The 18,783-nt window shown below is 63.3% G+C and carries 16 protein-coding genes; 6 read left to right on the forward strand and 10 right to left on the reverse strand.

Going from position 1 to position 18,783, the window contains the following annotated elements:
• Nucleotides 1–67 precede the first annotated feature (67 nt).
• Both ACE4QZ_RS18315 and rlmKL read right to left on the reverse strand, forming a co-directional pair.
• Complete coding sequence (locus ACE4QZ_RS18315) at nt 68–2,458, reverse strand: diguanylate cyclase (protein WP_410480106.1); 2,391 nt, start codon at nt 2,456–2,458, stop codon at nt 68–70.
• Between the two features lie 94 nt (nt 2,459–2,552).
• The gene (rlmKL, locus tag ACE4QZ_RS18320; protein WP_021785460.1) at nt 2,553–4,745 is read right to left on the reverse strand and encodes a bifunctional 23S rRNA (guanine(2069)-N(7))-methyltransferase RlmK/23S rRNA (guanine(2445)-N(2))-methyltransferase RlmL; all 2,193 of its coding nucleotides are present in this window, start codon (nt 4,743–4,745) and stop codon (nt 2,553–2,555) included.
• Between the two features lie 561 nt (nt 4,746–5,306).
• Between rlmKL and rmf the strand changes: the two genes are divergently transcribed.
• Entirely contained in the window at nt 5,307–5,522 is a 216-nt protein-coding gene (gene rmf / locus ACE4QZ_RS18325) for a ribosome modulation factor (protein WP_003248687.1), read from the forward strand.
• Nucleotides 5,523–5,664: 142 nt separating this feature from the next.
• On the opposite strand, the gene ACE4QZ_RS18330 is transcribed toward rmf, so the two are convergent.
• Complete coding sequence (locus ACE4QZ_RS18330) at nt 5,665–6,687, reverse strand: quinone-dependent dihydroorotate dehydrogenase (protein WP_021785461.1); 1,023 nt, start codon at nt 6,685–6,687, stop codon at nt 5,665–5,667.
• A gap of 137 nt (nt 6,688–6,824) precedes the next feature.
• On the opposite strand from ACE4QZ_RS18330, the gene ACE4QZ_RS18335 reads away from it, so the two are divergent.
• The 5 genes from ACE4QZ_RS18335 (at nt 6,825) to cobA (ending at nt 12,913) form a co-directional block, all read left to right on the forward strand.
• Nucleotides 6,825–8,039 (forward strand): CmpA/NrtA family ABC transporter substrate-binding protein, encoded by a 1,215-nt coding sequence (locus ACE4QZ_RS18335; RefSeq protein ID WP_103443925.1) that lies wholly within the window; start codon nt 6,825–6,827, stop codon nt 8,037–8,039.
• A 15-nt stretch (nt 8,040–8,054) separates the two neighbouring features.
• Complete coding sequence (locus ACE4QZ_RS18340) at nt 8,055–8,630, forward strand: ANTAR domain-containing response regulator (protein WP_003248677.1); 576 nt, start codon at nt 8,055–8,057, stop codon at nt 8,628–8,630.
• Between the two features lie 623 nt (nt 8,631–9,253).
• Nucleotides 9,254–10,465, forward strand: coding sequence for a nitrate/nitrite transporter (locus ACE4QZ_RS18345; RefSeq protein ID WP_410480107.1), 1,212 nt, complete (start codon nt 9,254–9,256; stop codon nt 10,463–10,465).
• 9 nt (nt 10,466–10,474) lie between these two features.
• A complete protein-coding gene (locus ACE4QZ_RS18350; RefSeq protein ID WP_021785496.1) occupies nt 10,475–12,145 on the forward strand; it encodes a bifunctional protein-serine/threonine kinase/phosphatase in 1,671 nt (556 codons plus the stop codon).
• 27 nt (nt 12,146–12,172) lie between these two features.
• Complete coding sequence (gene cobA, locus ACE4QZ_RS18355; protein WP_021785497.1) at nt 12,173–12,913, forward strand: uroporphyrinogen-III C-methyltransferase; 741 nt, start codon at nt 12,173–12,175, stop codon at nt 12,911–12,913.
• Nucleotides 12,914–12,999: 86 nt separating this feature from the next.
• Here the strand turns inward: cobA and ACE4QZ_RS18360 are convergent, their stop codons facing one another.
• From ACE4QZ_RS18360 to ACE4QZ_RS18390, 7 genes are all read right to left on the reverse strand, one after another.
• The gene (locus tag ACE4QZ_RS18360) at nt 13,000–14,034 is read right to left on the reverse strand and encodes an OmpA family protein (protein WP_003248667.1); all 1,035 of its coding nucleotides are present in this window, start codon (nt 14,032–14,034) and stop codon (nt 13,000–13,002) included.
• A 111-nt stretch (nt 14,035–14,145) separates the two neighbouring features.
• On the reverse strand, nt 14,146–14,712 hold the full coding sequence (gene sigX / locus ACE4QZ_RS18365) for an RNA polymerase sigma factor SigX (protein WP_003248665.1): 567 nt from the start codon (nt 14,710–14,712) through the stop codon (nt 14,146–14,148).
• Nucleotides 14,713–14,825: 113 nt separating this feature from the next.
• Nucleotides 14,826–15,650 (reverse strand): mechanosensitive ion channel family protein, encoded by an 825-nt coding sequence (locus ACE4QZ_RS18370; RefSeq protein WP_003248659.1) that lies wholly within the window; start codon nt 15,648–15,650, stop codon nt 14,826–14,828.
• A gap of 2 nt (nt 15,651–15,652) precedes the next feature.
• Entirely contained in the window at nt 15,653–15,925 is a 273-nt protein-coding gene (locus ACE4QZ_RS18375) for a hypothetical protein (RefSeq protein WP_028697557.1), read from the reverse strand.
• Between the two features lie 87 nt (nt 15,926–16,012).
• On the reverse strand, nt 16,013–17,008 hold the full coding sequence (locus ACE4QZ_RS18380; RefSeq protein ID WP_021785499.1) for a zinc transporter ZntB: 996 nt from the start codon (nt 17,006–17,008) through the stop codon (nt 16,013–16,015).
• A gap of 27 nt (nt 17,009–17,035) precedes the next feature.
• Nucleotides 17,036–17,527 (reverse strand): ribonuclease E activity regulator RraA, encoded by a 492-nt coding sequence (gene rraA, locus ACE4QZ_RS18385; protein WP_021785500.1) that lies wholly within the window; start codon nt 17,525–17,527, stop codon nt 17,036–17,038.
• 205 nt (nt 17,528–17,732) lie between these two features.
• Nucleotides 17,733–18,725 (reverse strand): alpha/beta fold hydrolase, encoded by a 993-nt coding sequence (locus tag ACE4QZ_RS18390; protein WP_031322849.1) that lies wholly within the window; start codon nt 18,723–18,725, stop codon nt 17,733–17,735.
• Nucleotides 18,726–18,783 lie beyond the last annotated feature (58 nt).

Below are 18,783 nucleotides of genomic sequence, written 5' to 3' on the forward strand. Positions count from 1 at the left end.
ACGCAGGCGCGGCCTTGGGTCGAGCAAGGGCCGCAAAGCGGCCCCTACGCCGACCGCGCGCGCGGTTTTATAGCGGCTCCCCCTCCACCCGGTCCCGCCCGGCCTGCTTGGCCGCATACACGCCGGCATCGGCGCGCAACAGCAAGGCATCGGCGCCCTCGCCCAACCGCCACTGCGCCACACCAAAGCTCGCGGTCACCTGGCCCACGCCTTCCACCGGCACATTGCGCACCCCTTGCCACAACTCCAGCGCCAGCAGCCGCGCCTGGTCGACATCGCTGCCCGGGCATAGCACCATGAACTCTTCCCCGCCCAAGCGGCAGAACACATCGGTACGCCTTAAACGCTGACCGATGCGCTGGCACAGGCTGCGCAGCACCCGGTCGCCGACGGCATGGCCGAAGCGGTCGTTGATGCGCTTGAAGTGATCAATATCGAGCATGATCACCGACAGTGCCAAACCATCGCGCTGGGCCCGTTCCAGTTCGATCTTGAGCCGCTCCTGGAAGTAGCGACGGTTATGGATACCGGTCAGCGAGTCGGTGACCGACAGCGCCCGCAACTCTTCTTCCACGCCCTTCAGGTCGGAGATGTCCGTCAGGTAGCCATGCCACAGGGTACAGCCCTGCTCGCCCACTTCCGGCGTCGCCTCGCCACGCACCCAGCGCAGCCCGGCCCGTGGCAGGCAGACCCGATACTCCTCGCGCCAGGGTGACAGGTGTTCGGCCGAATAGCGCACCGAGCGGCGCACGCGCTCCAGGTCATCGGGGTGGATACGTTCGAACACCGCCGCGGCATCCTCACGCAACTGCAGCAGGTCGACCTCATAGATGTCATACAGGCCCATGCTGGCGTATGGAAAGCAAGAATGGCCGTTGGCATCCAGGCGATATTGGTAGATGCCGCCCGGCACTTCGGCGCTGAGCTTTTCCAGCAACCGGTCACGCGCTGCCAACGCCTCATGCACCCGGCGCCGCTCGGTAACATCAATGCAGATGGCCAGGTAGCCAACCCACAACCCCTGTTCGTCGAGCATGGCAGTCACCAGCATGTTGGCGACCAACTGGCTGCCATCGGCTCGTAGCAAGGTCCACTCACCAGGCTCGGCCCCGTGCGCCTGCACCGTTTCCGCGAACATCGCCTGGCCGCCAGCAATGGCGCGGCCAAAGCGCAAGCTCAAGGCCTGGGCACGCAGGTTCAGTTCCTCCGGCAGTACCAGGTCGTCAAGGCGCAACCGGCCGATCGCTTCGCTGGCTGCGTAACCGAGCATGCGTTCGGCGCCGGCGTTGAACGTGCTGACCACCCCTTTGAGGTTGGTGGCGATGATCGCCACCTGGGTCGCGGCGTCCAGCACACTGCGCAGTTGGTTGTGGGTGCCACGCAACGACTGCTCGCTGACCTGCAGTTCGGCTGTACGCTGTGCAACCAGGGCCAGGGCGCGCTGACGCTGGCTTAACAGGCTGTAGAGCAGCACGCTGAGCAACAGGCTCAACAACCCGCCCAGCAAACCGACCGCCAGCACTGCCGAGGTGCGGTTCGCCTGCACGAACGCCTGGCTCGGTTGAATATTCAGCTGGAAATGGTGATCGGCCAGGCGCAACACCGGGTTGCTGGCCAGCGCCAGGGGCGCGACTGGATTTTGTGAATCGAACATCAGGACAGGGCCTTGTAACCCAGACGGGTCCGTGATGTGCACCACAAGGTTGTCATCGGCCGCTACCGGCCGCCCCTCGCTGACCAGCTCGCGCATGCTCAGCAAGGCCATCACATAGCCCGCGGCCGCACCACGGGGGTCGGCATCGGAAAATACCGGTGCCACCATCAGCAGGCCGGGCTCTGCCGAGTGGGTATCGAACAGGGTCAATGGCTCGGACACCGCCATGCTGCCCGGCCCCAGCGCCCGCGCCAGGGCTGCCTGGGGCCCGCTTTGACCCGCGAGGTCCAGGCCATAAGGCAACCCGGGCCGATCGCCCGACTGGGTATAGAGCACCGGGAAGTAATGGTCGCGCTGCGACGCCGGGCGCCACTGGCCTTGCGCATCCAGGTCACGAATCACATAGCCTGGGCCGGTATGGGCACTGGCCAGGCGCTCGAATTCGGCGCGTTGCCCAGCCTCGACGCGCGGCGCCCAGGCATAGGCCAGGGTGCGTTGCAGCAGTGGCCGGGCATAGCCGTCGAATTCGCGCAGGGTGATTTCGCTGGAAAAGCTGAAAAACCGTCGCAGCCCGTCCAGGCGCTGCTGCTGCTCGTCAAAGCGCTCGGCAATACGGCTGAAGCGCTCGCTGGCCAGCAGCTCGAAGCGCTGGCGCAGCTGCTGCTTGTAGAAGGTGTGCGCGGCAAATGCCAGGGCAGCGGTCAACAAGCCGCCGGCCACCAGTGCGATCAGCGCCATCGCCCAGGCAGACACCCTCTCTGTGCACAAGCCAAGTAACCGCGCACGCACGCCACCCTTTGACATACACCCATCTCGTCACGTCAGCGTCCTGCGGATTATCTTGCCCTGACCTCAGTTATAGCTATTGGCCATTAGCCGCGCAATGTACCTCGTCGCCTTACCGAAGCTGCAAACGCCAGGCGCGATGGATACGGTTATTTCGGGCGAAGTCCGGGTCCAGGGTCTGGGCGCTGATTTCTTCCACCACGTAACGCGCCATCAGGTGCTCGTCCAGCTGGAACTTGCGGAAGTTGTTGGAGAAATACAGCACGCCACCCGGCGCCAGGCGGGCCATGGCCAGGTCCAGCAGCTGCACATGATCACGCTGCACGTCGAATACGCCTTCCATGCGCTTGGAGTTGGAGAAGGTTGGCGGGTCGATGAAGATCAGGTCGTAGCTGTCACGGTTGCCTTCCAGCCAGGCCATTACATCGCTCTGTTCCAGGCGATTGCGCTCGGAATAGCCATTGAGCGCCAGGTTACGCCGGGCCCAGTCCAGGTAGGTCTTCGACAAGTCGACGCTGGTGGTGCTGCGCGCACCGCCCTTGGCCGCGTGCACAGTGGCCGTGGCGGTGTAGCAGAACAGGTTGAGGAAGCGCTTGCCGGCAGCCTCGCGCTGGATGCGCATACGCATCGGGCGGTGGTCAAGGAACAGGCCGGTATCCAGGTAGTCGGTGAGGTTGACCAGCAGCTTGACGCCACCTTCGCTCACCTCCTGGAAGCGGCCCTCAGTGGCCTGACGTTCGTACTGGCGCGTGCCGCTCTGCCGCTCGCGACGCTTGAGCACTACACGCTGCGGCGAAATACCCAGCGCCTGCGGGATGGCCGCTAGTGCATCGAGCAGGCGCGCCTGAGCCTTGTCCGGGTCGACCGAACGTGGCGCGGCGTATTCCTGCACGTGTACCCAGTCCTGGTACAGGTCGACCGCCAGGGCATATTCGGGCATGTCGGCATCGTACAGGCGGTAGCAGTCGATCTGCTCGCGACGGGCCCACTTGCCCAGTTGCTTGAGGTTCTTTTGCAGGCGGTTGGCGAACATCTGCGCGCCTTCCGACAGCCGCGCTGGCTCGCTGGCCTGCGGCGCCTGCTGACGGGTTTCGGTGCCTTCAGGCTGCGCTTCGCGACGTTCACCCGTGACGAACTGGTCAGGCTGCACCTTGAACAGCAACAGCTTGCATGGCAATGCGCCGTTCCAGAACGCGTACTGCTTGTGGCTACGAATGCCCATGCGCTTGCCCAGTTGCGGCGCGCCGGTGAATACCGCTGCTTCCCAGCCCATGCAGGCCTGGCGCAGGCGCTCGCCCAGATTCTGGTAGAGGTACAGCAGGCTGGCTTCGTCACCCAGACGCTCGCCGTAGGGCGGGTTGCTGATGACCAGACCTTTCTGGTTCTGGTCCGGACGTGGCTCGAAGGTGCTGACTTCGCCCTGGTAGATCTTTACCCAGTCGCCCAGGCCGGCACGCTCGACGTTGTTGCGGCCCGGCTGGATCAGCCGCGGGTCAGCCTCGTAGCCACGGATCCACAATGGTGGCTTGGCCAGGCCGGCCTGCGCGCGCGCCTGCGCTTCGTCATGCACCTTGCGCCACAGCGCCGGCACATGGCCGAGCCAGGCACTGAAGCCCCAGCGTTCGCGCTTGAGGTTAGGGGCGATATCGGCGGCGATCATGGCTGCCTCGACCAGGAAGGTACCCACACCGCACATCGGGTCGGCCAGCGCACCACCTTCGGCAGCAATACGCGGCCAGCCAGCACGGATCAACACCGCTGCCGCCAGGTTTTCCTTCAGTGGCGCGGCGCCTTGCTGCAGGCGGTAGCCACGCTGGTGCAGGCTGTGCCCGGACAGGTCGAGGGACAGAATGGCCTCGCCACGGTCCAGGCGCAGGTGCACACGCACGTCAGGGTCGATCTTTTCCACGGACGGGCGCAGGCCTTCGCGGTTACGCAGCTTGTCGACGATCGCATCCTTGACCTTCAGCGCACCGAAATGGGTATTGTCGATGCCTGAGCCATGGCCGCTGAACTCCACAGCCAGGGTGCCGTCGGCTGCCAGGTGGTCGGCCCAGTCGACCGCGTGCACACCGTCGTAAAGGTCGTCGGCGTTCTTCATCGAGAAGCGCTTGAGCACCAGCAATACGCGGTTGGCCAGCCGCGACCAGACACACAGGCGGTAAGCAGTTTCCATGTCGGCGGCGCCGCGAATGGCCGAGGTGTGCTCGCGCACCTCGTCAAGGCCGAGGCCTTTGGCCTCTTCGGCGAGCAGGCTTTCAAGGCCTTTGGGACAGGTGAGGTAAAGTTCGAAACGGTCCGACATGAGTATTCCAGCGCCTTGGGCTATTTGACTGACGGGGCGACGCATCGCCCCGCGATGTTTGCCCGTACACCTTTCCAGCAGGCGTGCGGGTGGCCCTCTGCGCACACAAAGTGCAGCAGAAAAGCCGGGCCGCCTGACCGATCCGTGCCTGGCCCAGTGGCAAAGACAGCTTAGATCATCAGGCAGTACGAGAAATTCTGGCGACCTGCGGGCCGATGTGACCCTTCGTCGCATTTCAAATTATTTCTGTCATCCGCAAACAACGCTGGCGAAATGACGTCAAAGAACGGCAAAACCCGATCATTACGGGGCTGAACACCAAACAAGGTTGAGTCGCATTTATTTACTTATCCCCTGACCCTTGGAAAGGTTACGTGCTTATGACAAAACGGTCATTCACACCGTGACTCGCATTCGATAGAACTGGTCTCAGGCCACTTCGCAACGAGGCGGCACTTTCAGCTCGCCACGCCGGCAGCGAGCGCAAACCGGCAGAACGACTCTGCCCGGCCTCGGAGAGGCCGACGGGACATTACAGTCAACAAGTGAGGGCAACACCCTATGAGAAGACTTAAGCGTGATCCGTTGGAAAGAGCATATTCACGTGGTTACCAATACGGGGTCACCGGCAAATCCCGCGAACTTTGCCCCTTCAATCTTCCTTCTGTTCGCCAAGCCTGGATCAACGGCTGGCGTGAAGGTCGCGGTGATAACTGGGACGGAATGACTGGCACCGCTGGCATCCATAGACTCAACGAAAATCACGCCGTTGGCTGAACGAGGACACTGAATTCGATTTACCATGCACGCCCCATCCGGGCGGCGGGCGAAGGCCCAGGGGCCCCTTGAAGGGGCCCTTTTTTATGCCTTGGCAAACCTCATCAGCCGTACCCACGCCCCCTCGAATGGGCCTGTCAGGTCAGCGCGGCATTGCCGCGATAGCATCTACCGCTTCGCGAATCAGCGCCGGCCCCTTGTAAATGAAGCCCGAGTAAATCTGCACCAGGCTCGCCCCGGCCGCGATCTTTTCAGCAGCATGGCGGCCTTCGGTAATGCCACCGGCGGCGATGATCGGCAACTTGCCGCCCAGCTCACCTGCCAGCACCTTGACGATATGGGTGCTCTTTTCCAGCACCGGCGCGCCCGACAGGCCGCCCGCCTCGCCACCGTATGGCAATGCTTCGACACCTTCACGGCCCAGCGTGGTGTTGGTGGCGATCACCGCATCCATGCCCGACTCCATCAGCGCGGCGGCCACCAGCGCCGTTTCTTCGTCGCTCATGTCCGGCGCAATCTTGATTGCCAGCGGCACGCGCTTGCCGTGTGTGCCGGCCAGTTGCTCGCGGCGCTCGGCCAGGGCGTCGAGCAACTGCTTGAGCGAGTCCCCAAACTGCAGGCTGCGCAGGCCCGGGGTATTCGGCGAGCTGACATTGACCGTGATGTAGCTGGCGGCGGTGTAGACCTTGTCCAGGCAGATCAGGTAGTCATCGACGGCACGCTCGACCGGTGTGTCGAAGTTCTTGCCGATGTTGATGCCCAGCACCCCCTTGTAGCGCGACGCGCGTACGCGCTCGAGCAGGTGATCAACGCCCAGGTTGTTGAAGCCCATGCGATTGATGATGGCCGTGGCTTCCGGCAGGCGGAACAACCGCGGCTTGGGGTTGCCTGGCTGCGGACGCGGGGTGACAGTGCCGATTTCGACAAACCCGAAGCCCAACTGGGCGAAGCCGTCGATGGCCGCGCCGTTCTTGTCAAGGCCAGCAGCCAGGCCCACCGGGTTGGCGAAGTTCAAGCCCATGACCGAAACCGGCAATGACGCCGGTTGCTTGCACAGCATGCCGTTGAGGCCCATACGGCCACCGGCGCCGATCAGGTCCAGGGACAGGTCGTGGGAAGTTTCCGGGGAAAGCTTGAACAGCAGCTGGCGGGCCAGGGTATACATGGGCGGGCAAGGCTCAGGGTGAGTGAGGGGGCGATTATAGCCAGCGAGGGGCTGACAGGACAGCAAATCGTGGAGCGCTTGGCACATCGGTTGCACCCGTTCAGCCCACAGCCTTATCAGTAAGGGCGAGGACTCTTGTGAACACTGTACCCCGAGCAACGCCCCTGGCCTGGGTCAACGGCAGCGATGCGCCGGAAAAAACCAGCCTGAACATCGGCTACATGGCCCTGACCGACTGCGCTTCGGTGGTGGTCGCCGCCACCCAGGGCTTCGCCCAGCAGCACGGCCTTACCCTCAACCTCAAGCGCCAGGGCTCGTGGGCCGGGCTACGCGACAAGCTGGTCAGCGGCGAGCTGGACGCCGCGCATTGCCTGTATGGCCTGGTCTACGCCGTGCACCTGGGCATTGGCGGCGTACCTGCCAGCGACATGGCCGTGCTCATGGGGCTGAACCAGAACGCCCAGGCTATCAACCTGTCCCCTGCCCTGCAGCGCAAGGGCGTGACCAACCCTGAGGCGCTGGCGCGCCTGGTGCACCAGCATGGCGCACGCCTGACGTTCGCCCAGACATTCCCCACTGGCACCCACGCCATGTGGCTGTATTACTGGCTGGCCAGCCAGGGCATCCACCCGCTGCGCGACGTCGACAGCGTCGTGGTGCCACCGGCGCAAATGGCTGCACACCTCCAGGCCGGGCGCATTGACGGCTTCTGCGTCGGTGAACCCTGGGCCGCCGACGCCGTGGCCAAAGGCCAAGGCTTCACCCTGGCCACCAGCCAGTCGATCTGGCCGGATCACCCGGAAAAGGTCCTGGCCTGCGCGCGCGCCTTTGCCGAGCAATACCCCAACAGCGCCCGCGCGCTGATCAAGGCGATCCTCACCGCCAGCCGGTTCATCGAGCAAAGCCCGGAAAACCGCCGCAGCACCGCGCAACTGCTGAGCGCAAGCACCTACCTGGACACCCCGCTGGACAGCATAGCCCCTCGCCTGCTCGGCCACTATGAGGACGGCCTGGGCAACCAATGGCAAGACCCGCATGCCCTGCGCCTGTTCGACCAAGGGCGGGCCAACTTGCCCTATCTGTCCGACGGTATGTGGTTCATGACCCAGTTCCGCCGTTGGGGCCTGCTGCGCGAAGACCCCGACTACCTCGGCGTGGCCCGGCAGGTCCAGCAACTGCAGTTGTACAGCGAGGCCGCACAGAGCCTGGGCATCGCTTGCCCGGGCCAGCCGATGCGCAGCAGCCTGCTGATCGATGGCTCCCGCTGGGACGGCAGCGACCCCTTCGGCTATGCCCGAAGTTTCAGCTTGCATGCCTTGGGCGACCTGCCCGATGCCCGTGTCGGCGTGTGAGGGGGGAGGACGAACATGTTGCGCATCCTGCTGATCGACGACACCCAGAGCAAGCTAGGTCGTCTCCGGGCGGCATTGAGTGAGGCCGGCTTCGAAATCATTGAAGCCCCGGACCTGACCATCGACCTGCCCGCCTGCGTCGAAACGGTGCGCCCGGACGTAGTGCTGATCGATACCGACTCACCAGACCGTGACGTGATGGAACAGGTAGTGCTGGTCAGCCGTGACCAGCCGCGGCCCATCGTGTTGTTCACCGACGAGCACGACCCCGGGATGATGCGCCAGGCCATTCAGGCAGGGGTCAGCGCCTATATTGTCGAGGGCATCCATGCTGCGCGGCTGCAGCCGATCCTGGATGTGGCCATGGCCCGCTTCGAAAGCGACCAGGCACTCAAGGCGCAGTTGCTTGCGCGCGACCAGCAATTGGCCGAACGCAAGCGCATCGAGCAGGCCAAGGGTTTGCTGATGAAGATGAAGGATTGCAACGAAGAGCAGGCCTATACCCTCATGCGTCGCCAGGCCATGAGCCGGCAGCAGAAGCTGATCCAGGTGGCCGAACAGATCATTGCCATGCATGAGATGCTCGGCTGATGCGCTGGGCGTGAGATTTTTGGCGCCTGGCAGATCGAGCGCCGCCCGCGCGGCGCATCGCGAGCTGCGCTCGCTCCTACGCTTGTTTCGGGCCAATTATTTCTGTGCCATTTGCGCGCGAACGCTTTGGCGTATGGCGCAAGATCGCACCGTACAAACAAGGCGGTCGCGCGCGCCTGTAACAGGCGTTACTGGCCAAAAACAAACGCAGATCGAGCGCCGCCCGCGCGGCGCATCGCGAGCTGCGCTCGCTCCTACGTTTGTTTCGGGCCAATTATTTCTGTGCCATTTGCGCGCGAACGCTTTGGCGTATGGCGCAAGATCGCACCGTACAAACAAGGCGGTCGCGCGCGCCTGTAACAGGCGTTACTGGCCAAAAACAAACGTAGGAGCGAGCGCAGCTCGCGATGCGCCGCGCGGGCGGCGCTCGATTTAACAGGCGCTGAAGACCTTAAGACAAACCCTACCAACAGTTGGCCCATCTCTTGCTGAACAAATCTCACCGGTAGCCAACGGCGGTTACCCCACTTGAATCCCGACAAAGACGTCGCTCTCCCCTCCACGCCCGTGGAGCGGGTAGCGGCGTCTTTTTCGTTCCGTTGCACTACCGAGTGAGGTGTTCGATGAGTACCAGCTTCTGGAAATCCGGGCATGTGCCCACGCTGTTCGCCGCGTTTCTGTACTTCGACCTCAGCTTCATGGTCTGGTACCTGCTGGGCCCGCTGGCGGTGCAGATTGCTGCCGACCTGCAACTGAGCGCACAACAACGGGGCCTGATGGTCGCCACACCGATCCTGGCCGGGGCGCTCCTGCGTTTTGCCATGGGCGTTCTGGTCGATCGCCTGTCGCCCAAGACTGCCGGCCTGATCGGCCAGTTGGTGGTTATCCTCGCCCTGGCTGCAGCCTGGTACCTTGGCGTGCACAGCTATGAACAGGCACTGCTGCTAGGTGTATTCCTGGGCTTTGCCGGTGCGTCCTTCGCCGTCTCGCTGCCGCTGGCTTCGCAGTGGTACCCGCCACAGCACCAAGGCAAGGCCATGGGCATCGCCGGCGCCGGCAACTCCGGCACGGTGTTCGCAGCCTTGCTGGCACCGGCACTGGCAGCAGGCTTTGGCTGGAACAATGTATTCGGCTTTGCCCTGATCCCGCTGTCACTGGCCCTGGTGGTGTTCGCCCTGCTGGCGCGCAATGCTCCGCAACGGCCCAAGCCGAAAGCCATGGCCGACTACCTCAAGGCACTGGGCGACCGTGACAGCTGGTGGTTCATGTTCTTCTACAGCGTTACCTTCGGCGGCTTCATCGGCCTGGCCAGCGCCCTGCCCGGCTACTTCAGCGACCAATACGGCCTGAACCCGGTTACCGCCGGCTACTACACCGCCGCTTGCGTGTTCGCCGGCAGCCTGATGCGCCCGCTCGGAGGCGCCCTGGCTGACCGTTTTGGCGGCATCCGCACCCTCCTGGGCATGTACAGCGTGGCCGCCATCTGCATTGCCGCAGTCGGTTTCAACCTGCCCTCTGCCGCGGCCGCACTGGCGCTGTTCGTCAGCGCCATGCTCGGCCTGGGGGCCGGCAATGGCGCAGTCTTCCAACTGGTGCCACAACGCTTCCGCCAAGAGATCGGGGTAATGACCGGCCTGATCGGGATGGCCGGTGGCATCGGCGGCTTCCTGTTGGCGGCCGGGCTGGGCACCATCAAGCAGCACACGGGCGATTACCAGCTGGGGCTATGGCTGTTCGCCAGCCTGGGCCTGCTGGCCTGGTTCGGCCTGCACGGTGTGAAACAGCGCTGGCGCACCACCTGGGGCTCGACTGCAGTCACTGCAGCGCGGGTCTGAGGCACGCCGATGAGTCTGCAACTGAGCTTCGCCCAGGCCAGCGCCACCGGGCCTCGCGCGGAAAACCAGGACGCCCTGCGCCTGGTCACGCCGGCACCAGAGCTGGCCGCCAGCAAAGGCTACCTGTTCGCCCTGGCCGACGGCGTCAGCCAATGTGCCGACGGCGGCCTGGCGGCGCGCGCCAGCCTGCAGGCCCTGGCCTTGGATTACTACGCCACCCCGGCCACCTGGAGCGTGGCCCAGGCCCTCGACCGCCTGCTGCTGGCGCAAAACCGCTGGTTGCGCGCCCAAGGCAGCGGCCAGCCGTTGCTGACCACACTTAGCGCGCTGGTGTTGCGCGGCAGGCGCTTTACCCTGGCCCATGTCGGCGACTGTCGGGTGTACCGCTGGCACGAGGGGAACCTGCAATGCCTGAGCGAAGACCATGTATGGGACCAACCGGGCATGCAGCATGTACTGAAACGGGCACTGGGCCTGGACCAGCACCTGCTGGTGGATTACCTGGAGGGCGAGCTGCAACCGGGCGAGTGCTTTCTGCTGCTCAGCGACGGGGTCTGGGCCAGCCTGGGCGAACAGCACATCCAGGCCGTGCTGCGCGAGCAAACCGACCTGCAACTGGCCGCCGACACCCTGGTCACCAGTGCCCACCTCAATGGCAGCAAGGACAACGCCAGCGCCTTGCTGGTGCAAGTCGAGCAACTGGGCACGGCCAACCTGGGCGATACCCTGGCACAACTGCAACAGTGGCCTGTGCCCGGCCTGCTGCGCGAGGGCCAGGTGATCGACGGCTGGCAGGTCGAAACACTGCATGCGCACAGCCGCCAGTCCTTGCTGTACAAAGTACGCGATAGCCAGAACCAGCCTTGGCTGCTCAAGACCCTGCCCACGGCACGCGAACAGGAACCGGGGGCGGCACAAGGGCTGTTGCTGGAAGAGTGGTTTCTGCGCCGCATCGCCGGCCGGCACTTCCCCGAGCTACACACCGCCAGTCAGCGCCAGCACCTGTACTACGTGATGCGCGAATATCCCGGCCAAAACCTGGCGGCGTTGCTGGCCGAACAAGGCCCGCTGCCCCTGCCGCAATGGCTGGAGGTCGCCCGGCAACTGCTGCAGGCAGTAGGCGTGCTGCATCGGCGCAACTTGCTGCACCGCGATATCAAGCCAGACAACCTGCACCTGGGCCGCGATGGGCAGCTGCGCCTGCTGGACTTCGGCCTGGCCTATTGCCCGGGCCTGTCCGAAGACCCGCTGCACGAGCTACCCGGCACGCCCTCGTACATCGCCCCGGAAGCATTCGATGGCCACGCGCCCAGCCCGCGTCAGGACTTGTATGCAGTAGGCGTGACCCTGTACCACCTGCTGACCGGACACTACCCGTACGGCGAGGTTGAGGCCTTCCAGCGCCCGCGCTTCGGCCAGCCGGTCAACGCCGCGCGCTACCGACCCGACCTGCCGGAATGGCTCCAGCACAACCTGCTGCAGGCCGTGGCGAGCGACCCGGCGCAGCGCTTCGAAACCGCCGAACACTGGTTGCTGCTGCTCGAGCGCGGCGATCGCCAGGAACTGCCCAGCCGGCCCCGGCCGCTGCTGGAACGCGAGCCGCTGAAGGTGTGGCGCACCCTGGCCCTGTTGTCATTGCTGATCAATCTGATACTGCTGTTCACCCTGCTCAAGGGCTGAACGCACCTTGCCGATGAGGAAACCCTGATGAATGCAAAAGTATGGCTGGTCGGTGCCGGCCCTGGTGACCCTGAACTGCTCACCCTCAAGGCAGTGCGTGCGTTGCAGCAAGCCGCCGTGGTCATGGTCGACGACCTCGTCAACCCGGCAGTGCTCGAGCATTGCCCGCAGGCCCGCGTAATGACCGTGGGCAAGCGCGGCGGCTGCCGCTCTACACCGCAAGCGTTCATCCAGCGCCTGATGCTGCGCCACGCGCGACAGGGCCGTTGCGTGGTGCGGCTCAAGGGCGGCGACCCTTGCATCTTTGGCCGTGGCGGTGAGGAGGCACTGTGGCTGCAGGGCCATGGCATCGAAGTGGAGGTGATCAATGGCATCACCGCCGGCCTGGCCGGGGCCACGCAGTGCGGGATCCCCCTGACTTCACGGGGCGTGAGCCGAGGGGTGACGCTGGTGACGGCGCACACCCAGGACGATAGCGAGCTGAACTGGGCAGCCTTGGCTCAGGGCGGGACAACACTGGTGGTCTACATGGGGGTGGCGCGGCTGGAACAGGTGCGCCAGGGATTGCTGGCGGGGGGTATGGCGCCGGAAATGCCGGTGGCGATGATCGAAAATGCCTCGCTGCCGCAACAGCGGGAGTGCAGAAGCGATGTGCAGGGAATGGTGGAAGCTGCACGGGGGTTTGGCTTGCGTAGCCCGGCAATTTTGGTGATTGGGGAGGTGGTTGGGGAGCAGCAGGCTGTGGGGCGGATCGCAATCGCAGGCTGACTGCAGGAGCAGCCTTCGAGGCCGGTTAAACCCCAGGCAAAGAAAAACCCGGCCGAGGCCGGGTTTTTCATGAAGCTTCAAACCAATTACTTGGCCTGGGCTTCTACCTGAGCTTCAACGCGACGGTTGATAGCACGGCCTTCTTCGGTGGCGTTGTCAGCAACCGGACGGGTTTCGCCGTAGCCAACCGAGTCAACACGGCTGGATTCTACGCCGTACTGCTGGGTCAGGACTTGCTTGACGGCGTTGGCACGACGCTCGGACAGCTTCTGGTTGTAAGCGTCTGGACCCACGGAGTCAGTGTGACCTTCAACCACGGTGGTGGTTTGTGGGTACTGCTTCATGAAGTCAGCCAGGTTTTTGATGTCGCCGTAGCTGTTAGGCTTGACGACCGACTTGTCGAAGTCGAACTTGACGTCCAGCTCAACGCGAACGACTTCGGCAACAGCCGGGCAGCCGTCGGCGTCAACAGTAACGTTGGCCGGGGTGTCTGGGCACTTGTCGACGTTGTCGCACACGCCGTCGTTGTCGGAGTCGGAGCAGACTTCAGCAACTGGAGCAGGAGCAGCTTCAGCTTGCTTCGGGCTACCGCCGAAGTTCAGGCCAACACCAACGCTCGGGGCCCACTCGGTGTCGCCCTGGTCGATGTTGTACTGAGCTTCTACGCCGGCACGGGCATAGAACATGTCGGTGATGTACCACTTGGCGCCAGCGCCAACGTTGGCGAAGGTGGAGTGGTCACGACCGCCACGGCCGGTCTGGCCCAGCGACTGGTGCGAGAAACCAGCGGAAACGTACGGACGGATGGCGTCGTACGGGTTGTTGAAGTGGTAAACGGCGTCCAGGGCAGTGTTCGAGCCCTTGATGTTCTTGCCGTCTTCGCCACGAGCGTTGTGTACTTCGTCGTAGCCCAGACGCAGCTCAACGTCGTCGGTCAGGAAGTAACCGATCGAGCCGCCGAACAGGTTGCCGTCGTTCTTGAAGTCGCGCTGGCTGTCGAAGAATTCTTTCTTGTAGAAGATTTCAGTCTCGACGGCGCCTTGACCTTGTGCCATAGCGCCAATCGAAGTGGCGGCTACAAGCGAACCAATGGCCAAGCCCAAGGTGTTTTTCAATTTCATCCGTTAAATCCCCATCTGGTGATAGTTAAGCAGTCCCACCACAAACAAGAGGGACAACTCGACGGCGAGTCTAGCAGAACTCACCGGTTCGTTAGAGATATTTGCACGCCACTAAGTTTCATCAAGGCCGGCAAATTTCTCCCGAAGCTTGTCTAGCGCACGCTTGTATCGCATTTTCGTGGCGCTCAGGCCCATGTGCATGATGTCGGCAATTTCCTGAAACTCCAGCTCTGCGACAAAACGAAGCACCAGAATTTCACGGTCAATCGGGTTCACATGCACAAGCCACTTATCCAGCCCGCCTTTTTCTTCCGGTTTCGGAGCCTTGTCTTCGGACGCCTCTTCAACAGGGTCCAGACTCAAGGCATCCATCAACCGACGTTTGCGGCGCTCCTTGCGGTACTGGGTAATGCACTCGTTGTAGGTGATGCTGTAGAGCCAGGTCTTGAACTTCGACTTACCCTCGAAGTTTTTCAGCCCGTACAGCACTTTCAGCATCACTTCCTGACAGACATCGTCCGCGTCACGGTCGTTCCCCAGATAACGCGCACAGACGTTGAACAGGGTCCGCTGGTAGCGCCGCATGAGCTCCTCATAGGCGCGGGTAACGTGGTACAGCTCCTCATGCGAACGCGCCACCAACTCTTCGTCTGTGAGCTCGCGGGGGTCATAGCGCATGGGCGGCGAATGAACTTTATTCAAAACGGATCTGGCCGACAGTCAGGTCAATGTCGCCGCGCGACCCCGTGGGTCGAATTTCGCGGCGGCATACATTAACAGCTTTTGTGCGGTTAGCGGCTATTGACGCGCTGTTCAAGCAGCTCGCGATTGGACAGCGACACCAATTCGCCATCATCGGTCAGCAGCGTCGTCTTCACCGTACCGATTTCCTCGATATGCCCTTCGACCTCTCCAATCCGCACCTGCTGGCCCACTTGGTATAGCTCGCGCACGTATATGCCGGCCAGGATTTGCCCGGCGATTTCGCGACTGCCAAGGCCCATGGCCAAGGCAACAGCCAGACCAACGGTAATCAGCCCGATAACGATAACGTGGTTCAGCAGGTCGGTTTTCACTTCCAGCTGGCTGATGGCCACCGAGATGCTGATGATGATCACAAGGCCTTGGGTGATACGCCCCAGGCCCGCCGAGTATTCCAGGCCGATACCTTCGGCAGCGCCACGCACCAGGCCGTTGGCCACCTGCGCCAGCAGCACGCCGGCCAGCAGCACCAGGGCCGCGCCGAACACCTTGGGCAAGTACAGGGCGAGCATGTCGAGGGTCGCCGAAACCCGCTCCAGGCCCAGCGATTCAGCAGCCGAGACCAGGAAGATGAGCAGCACGAACCAGTAGACGATCTTGCCGATCAGGGTCGAGATCGGCACCTGGATACCGCCCCGGCCGAGCATCTTGGTGAGGCCGGTGCCGGCCATCAGGCGGTCCAGGCCAAATTTGGCCAACAGTTTGGACAGCAGCGTGTCGAGCAGCTTGGCCACCACGAAACCGAGCAGCACCACGACCAGCGCGCCGAACAGGTTGGGGATGAAGTTCGCTACCTTGGTCCAAAGGGCAGTCATCGCGGTGACCAGGCTCTGGGTCCAGAGATCGAGTTCCATATTCAATCGGCCTTATCTGCTTTGCTGCCGCTGGCAGCGTTGCGGGAAGAGTGTCGACGCACCGGCGCAACGTGCGCCGAGCCATTGTTCACGGCAATCAGCAGCGCCTGGCACCAGCGACCAAGCAGGCTGAACAGATCACCCGCGCCAACCTGGCGGTTGGCGGTTTTCAGCACGCGACCCAGGCAAGCGGCGTCGTCCCGGTCGTCCCGGTCATTGCCGGAGGGTGACGCCTTGAGCAGGTCACGCAGGGATTCTTCAAACGGATCGTGCATGGGCACCTCGCGCAGTGTCAGCAAGAGACGAGATGGCCGGGCAACGGGTCACACATCCCGTTGGGACGAATGTTTCAAATTGCACAGCTATACCCACCGCAACCGCCGGAACAGCCACCACTGCCCCACGGCCAACCCCAGCACGACAATGCAGGCGAACAGGAAGCCCAGAGGGTTTTCCGCCCCGGGGATGCCGCCGACATTGATGCCCAGCAGCCCGGTGACAAAGCTCATGGGCAGGAAGATGCAGGTAATGATGCCAAAGCGGTACATGGTGCGGTTCATCCGCTCGCTGCGCCGCCGGTCTTCGCTTTCCAGCACCAGCGCAGCGCGTTCACGGGCCAGTTCCAGCTCTTCGAGGTAGCGGATCAGGCTGTTGTTGAGTTCATTCCAGTAATCGGCGTCGGCATTGGCGAACCAGCTCCATTTACTGCGCGACAACTGCGCGTAGATTTCCCGTTGCGGGGCGAGAAAGCGGCGCAAGCCAGCGGCACGGCGGCGGATCTGCTGCAGGCTGCCCTGCTCCGGGGTATACCGCTCGTCGGATTCGACCTTTTCTTCCTCCAGGTCGACCAGCTCGGCCAGGTCGCTGACCAGGCCCTGGACCTTTTCGGTCAGCAGTTCGCCCATCAACAGCAACAGCTCTGAGGCCGATTTCGGTCCCCTGCCCTGTTCCAGCAGCTGGAGAATTTCATCGCTGGCGCGCAAAGGCCTCAGGCGCAACGAGATAACCCGCTGCGCCTCGGCGAAAATGCGTACCGAAACCATGTCTTCGGGCTCGGCGCCCGGATTGAGGTTGACCCCCCGCAGGAACAGCAACAGCTGTTCGTCCGCCAAGGGCAGCAGGCGCGGCCGGGTGTTTTCTTCCAGCAGCAGTTCGCAGGCGAACTCGCTCAGGCCGCTGTCGTGCAACAGCCAGGTACGGGTTTGCGGATGGCTGCGGTCCCAGTGCAGCCACAGGCTTTGCTCCGGTTGCAGCTGCAGGTCATCCAGTTCGGTACGGGCAATCGAGCGCGCGCCGCCTTTGCCATCGAGCACCAGGGCATGCACCAGCCCCCACTGCGCGTTGTCTTCCTCTAACATCCAAGCTCCATCAGCGCGCGCGGCGCATTACTCCGGCATTTTCAGCGGGCTCGGCGAAACCAGCACGCCATTGTTGTCGGCATATACATACTCGCCCGGGCGGAAGGTTACCCCGGCGAAGGTCACCGCAACGTTGAGATCGCCGATACCGCGCTTGTCGGTCTTCATCGGGTGACTGGCCAGGGCCTGCACGCCGACATCGGTCTGGATCAACACATCGACATCACGCACACAGCCGTAGATCACCAAGCCTTCCCAACCGTTTTTTGCGGCTTTTTCGGCGAGCATGTCGCCAAGTAGCGCACGCCGCAGCGACCCCCCGCCATCGACCACCAGTACTTTGCCCTTGCCGTCGAGTTCAACCTGCTCCTTGACCAGCGAATTGTCCTCGAAACACTTGATGGTGACGATCTGGCCACCGAACGAATCGCGGCCACCGAAATTGCTGAACATCGGCTCCAGCACTTGTACCAGGTCCGGGTAGGCGTCACACAGGTCGGGCGTTACGTAATGCTGCATGGGAAGCTCCTGTCAGTCACAACGAAAGCGGGTATCGGCCAAGGCTACACCTTGGAGGCTGTCGCAGTCATCCGGGACCGGGCAGTCATTTGTATTCATCCTGTCTCGGCCCTTCCACGCGTGACCCGCTCCTGCACAGGAACGCGCCGTTATCCGGTGTAGGAGCGGGTTCACCCGCGAAGAGGCCATGACAGGTACAGCAAACTCAGCTGGCAGGCACAGGTTCCGCAACGACAGTGGACGCATGCACCGGCAGCAGCGGGTTGCGCAGCCAGCGCTCCACCAGCGGCCACACCTGCACCTGCGCGGCCTTGCTCACCAGCATGTCGACATGCCCGAAGGCCTCGAAACCTTCTTCACGACCCAGCCGCAGGAACTGCTTGCGCTCGCCGCCCAACTGCTCGAACAGCTTGCGACAGGCCCACACCGGATCCTGGAAGTCCCCAGCGCCGGCCACCGCCAGCAGCGGCACATCCACCTCTGCCAGCCCCGCCCACCAATCGTGCTTCTTGTCGCCAAAGCGCCCGAACAGGCCGTGCCAGCGCATGCTCTCCAGGGCCAGGCCTATCGGCTCGTCTTCAGGCCCACGCTTGAAGCGTGGCCCGGATATCTGCCCCCAACGCTTGAGCACGAGCTTGGCCCCCCAAGCCAGCGGTGGCACTTTCAACGGCCAATAGACACGGCTGATCTGGGTGCCGAACAGCGCCACGCTGGCCACCTGCTCGGCGGCCAGGAAACCACCCCCCAGCGCTGCTACCAGGGTGGTGCCACCCAGGGAATGGCCGGCCCAGTGCGGCGCCTGGCCCGACTGCTCGCGCACGAACGCGTTGATCAACGGCAGGTCATCACGGGCGTAGGCGGCAACGCTGTTGTGCTTCCAGTCCAGGTTACGCGGCGACAGGCCATGGCCACGCATTTCCGGAATCCATACATCGAAACCGGCGCGCGCAAGATAGGCGCCCAGGCCAACCCCTTTGGGCGAATACCAGAAGCGCCGATTGGAGAAACTGCCATGCAGGAGAATGACCGGCACGCCTTGGGCCTGGGCCTGATCGGCCAGCCCCAGACGGGTGATGGCGATCTCGACGCTGGGATCCGGGCCGTTACCGGCCTTGATCCGATACACGTCTTCGCTGAGATCGCCGCGGCGCTCGGCACTGAGCAGGGCCACGGGGAATAAAGTGCTGCTGCTTTGCATAAGGTTGCTTGGTGCACAAAAAAGGGCGGGATCCATTGCTGGAGCTCGCCCTGGAAAA

The organism is Pseudomonas sp. DCA-1 (genome assembly GCF_046523955.1).
Taxonomy (GTDB): Bacteria; Pseudomonadota; Gammaproteobacteria; order Pseudomonadales; family Pseudomonadaceae; genus Aquipseudomonas; species Aquipseudomonas putida_Y.

Excerpts from the sequence above, each read along its gene's own strand:
- ACE4QZ_RS18315 (WP_410480106.1), bottom strand. The coding sequence starts at position 2,458 with ATGTCAAAGGGTGGCGTGCGTGCGCGGTTACTTGGCTTGTGCACAGAG.
- ACE4QZ_RS18380 (WP_021785499.1), bottom strand. The coding sequence starts at position 17,008 with ATGTTAGAGGAAGACAACGCGCAGTGGGGGCTGGTGCATGCCCTGGTG.
- ACE4QZ_RS18350 (WP_021785496.1), top strand. The coding sequence starts at position 10,475 with ATGAGTCTGCAACTGAGCTTCGCCCAGGCCAGCGCCACCGGGCCTCGC.
- ACE4QZ_RS18375 (WP_028697557.1), bottom strand. The coding sequence starts at position 15,925 with ATGCACGATCCGTTTGAAGAATCCCTGCGTGACCTGCTCAAGGCGTCA.
- rraA (WP_021785500.1), bottom strand. The coding sequence starts at position 17,527 with ATGCAGCATTACGTAACGCCCGACCTGTGTGACGCCTACCCGGACCTG.
- ACE4QZ_RS18360 (WP_003248667.1), bottom strand. The coding sequence starts at position 14,034 with ATGAAATTGAAAAACACCTTGGGCTTGGCCATTGGTTCGCTTGTAGCC.
- ACE4QZ_RS18390 (WP_031322849.1), bottom strand. The coding sequence starts at position 18,725 with ATGCAAAGCAGCAGCACTTTATTCCCCGTGGCCCTGCTCAGTGCCGAG.
- rmf (WP_003248687.1), top strand. The coding sequence starts at position 5,307 with ATGAGAAGACTTAAGCGTGATCCGTTGGAAAGAGCATATTCACGTGGT.
- cobA (WP_021785497.1), top strand. The coding sequence starts at position 12,173 with ATGAATGCAAAAGTATGGCTGGTCGGTGCCGGCCCTGGTGACCCTGAA.
- ACE4QZ_RS18345 (WP_410480107.1), top strand. The coding sequence starts at position 9,254 with ATGAGTACCAGCTTCTGGAAATCCGGGCATGTGCCCACGCTGTTCGCC.
- rlmKL (WP_021785460.1), bottom strand. The coding sequence starts at position 4,745 with ATGTCGGACCGTTTCGAACTTTACCTCACCTGTCCCAAAGGCCTTGAA.
- ACE4QZ_RS18340 (WP_003248677.1), top strand. The coding sequence starts at position 8,055 with ATGTTGCGCATCCTGCTGATCGACGACACCCAGAGCAAGCTAGGTCGT.
- ACE4QZ_RS18330 (WP_021785461.1), bottom strand. The coding sequence starts at position 6,687 with ATGTATACCCTGGCCCGCCAGCTGCTGTTCAAGCTTTCCCCGGAAACT.
- sigX (WP_003248665.1), bottom strand. The coding sequence starts at position 14,712 with ATGCGCTATGACCCCCGCGAGCTCACAGACGAAGAGTTGGTGGCGCGT.
- ACE4QZ_RS18370 (WP_003248659.1), bottom strand. The coding sequence starts at position 15,650 with ATGGAACTCGATCTCTGGACCCAGAGCCTGGTCACCGCGATGACTGCC.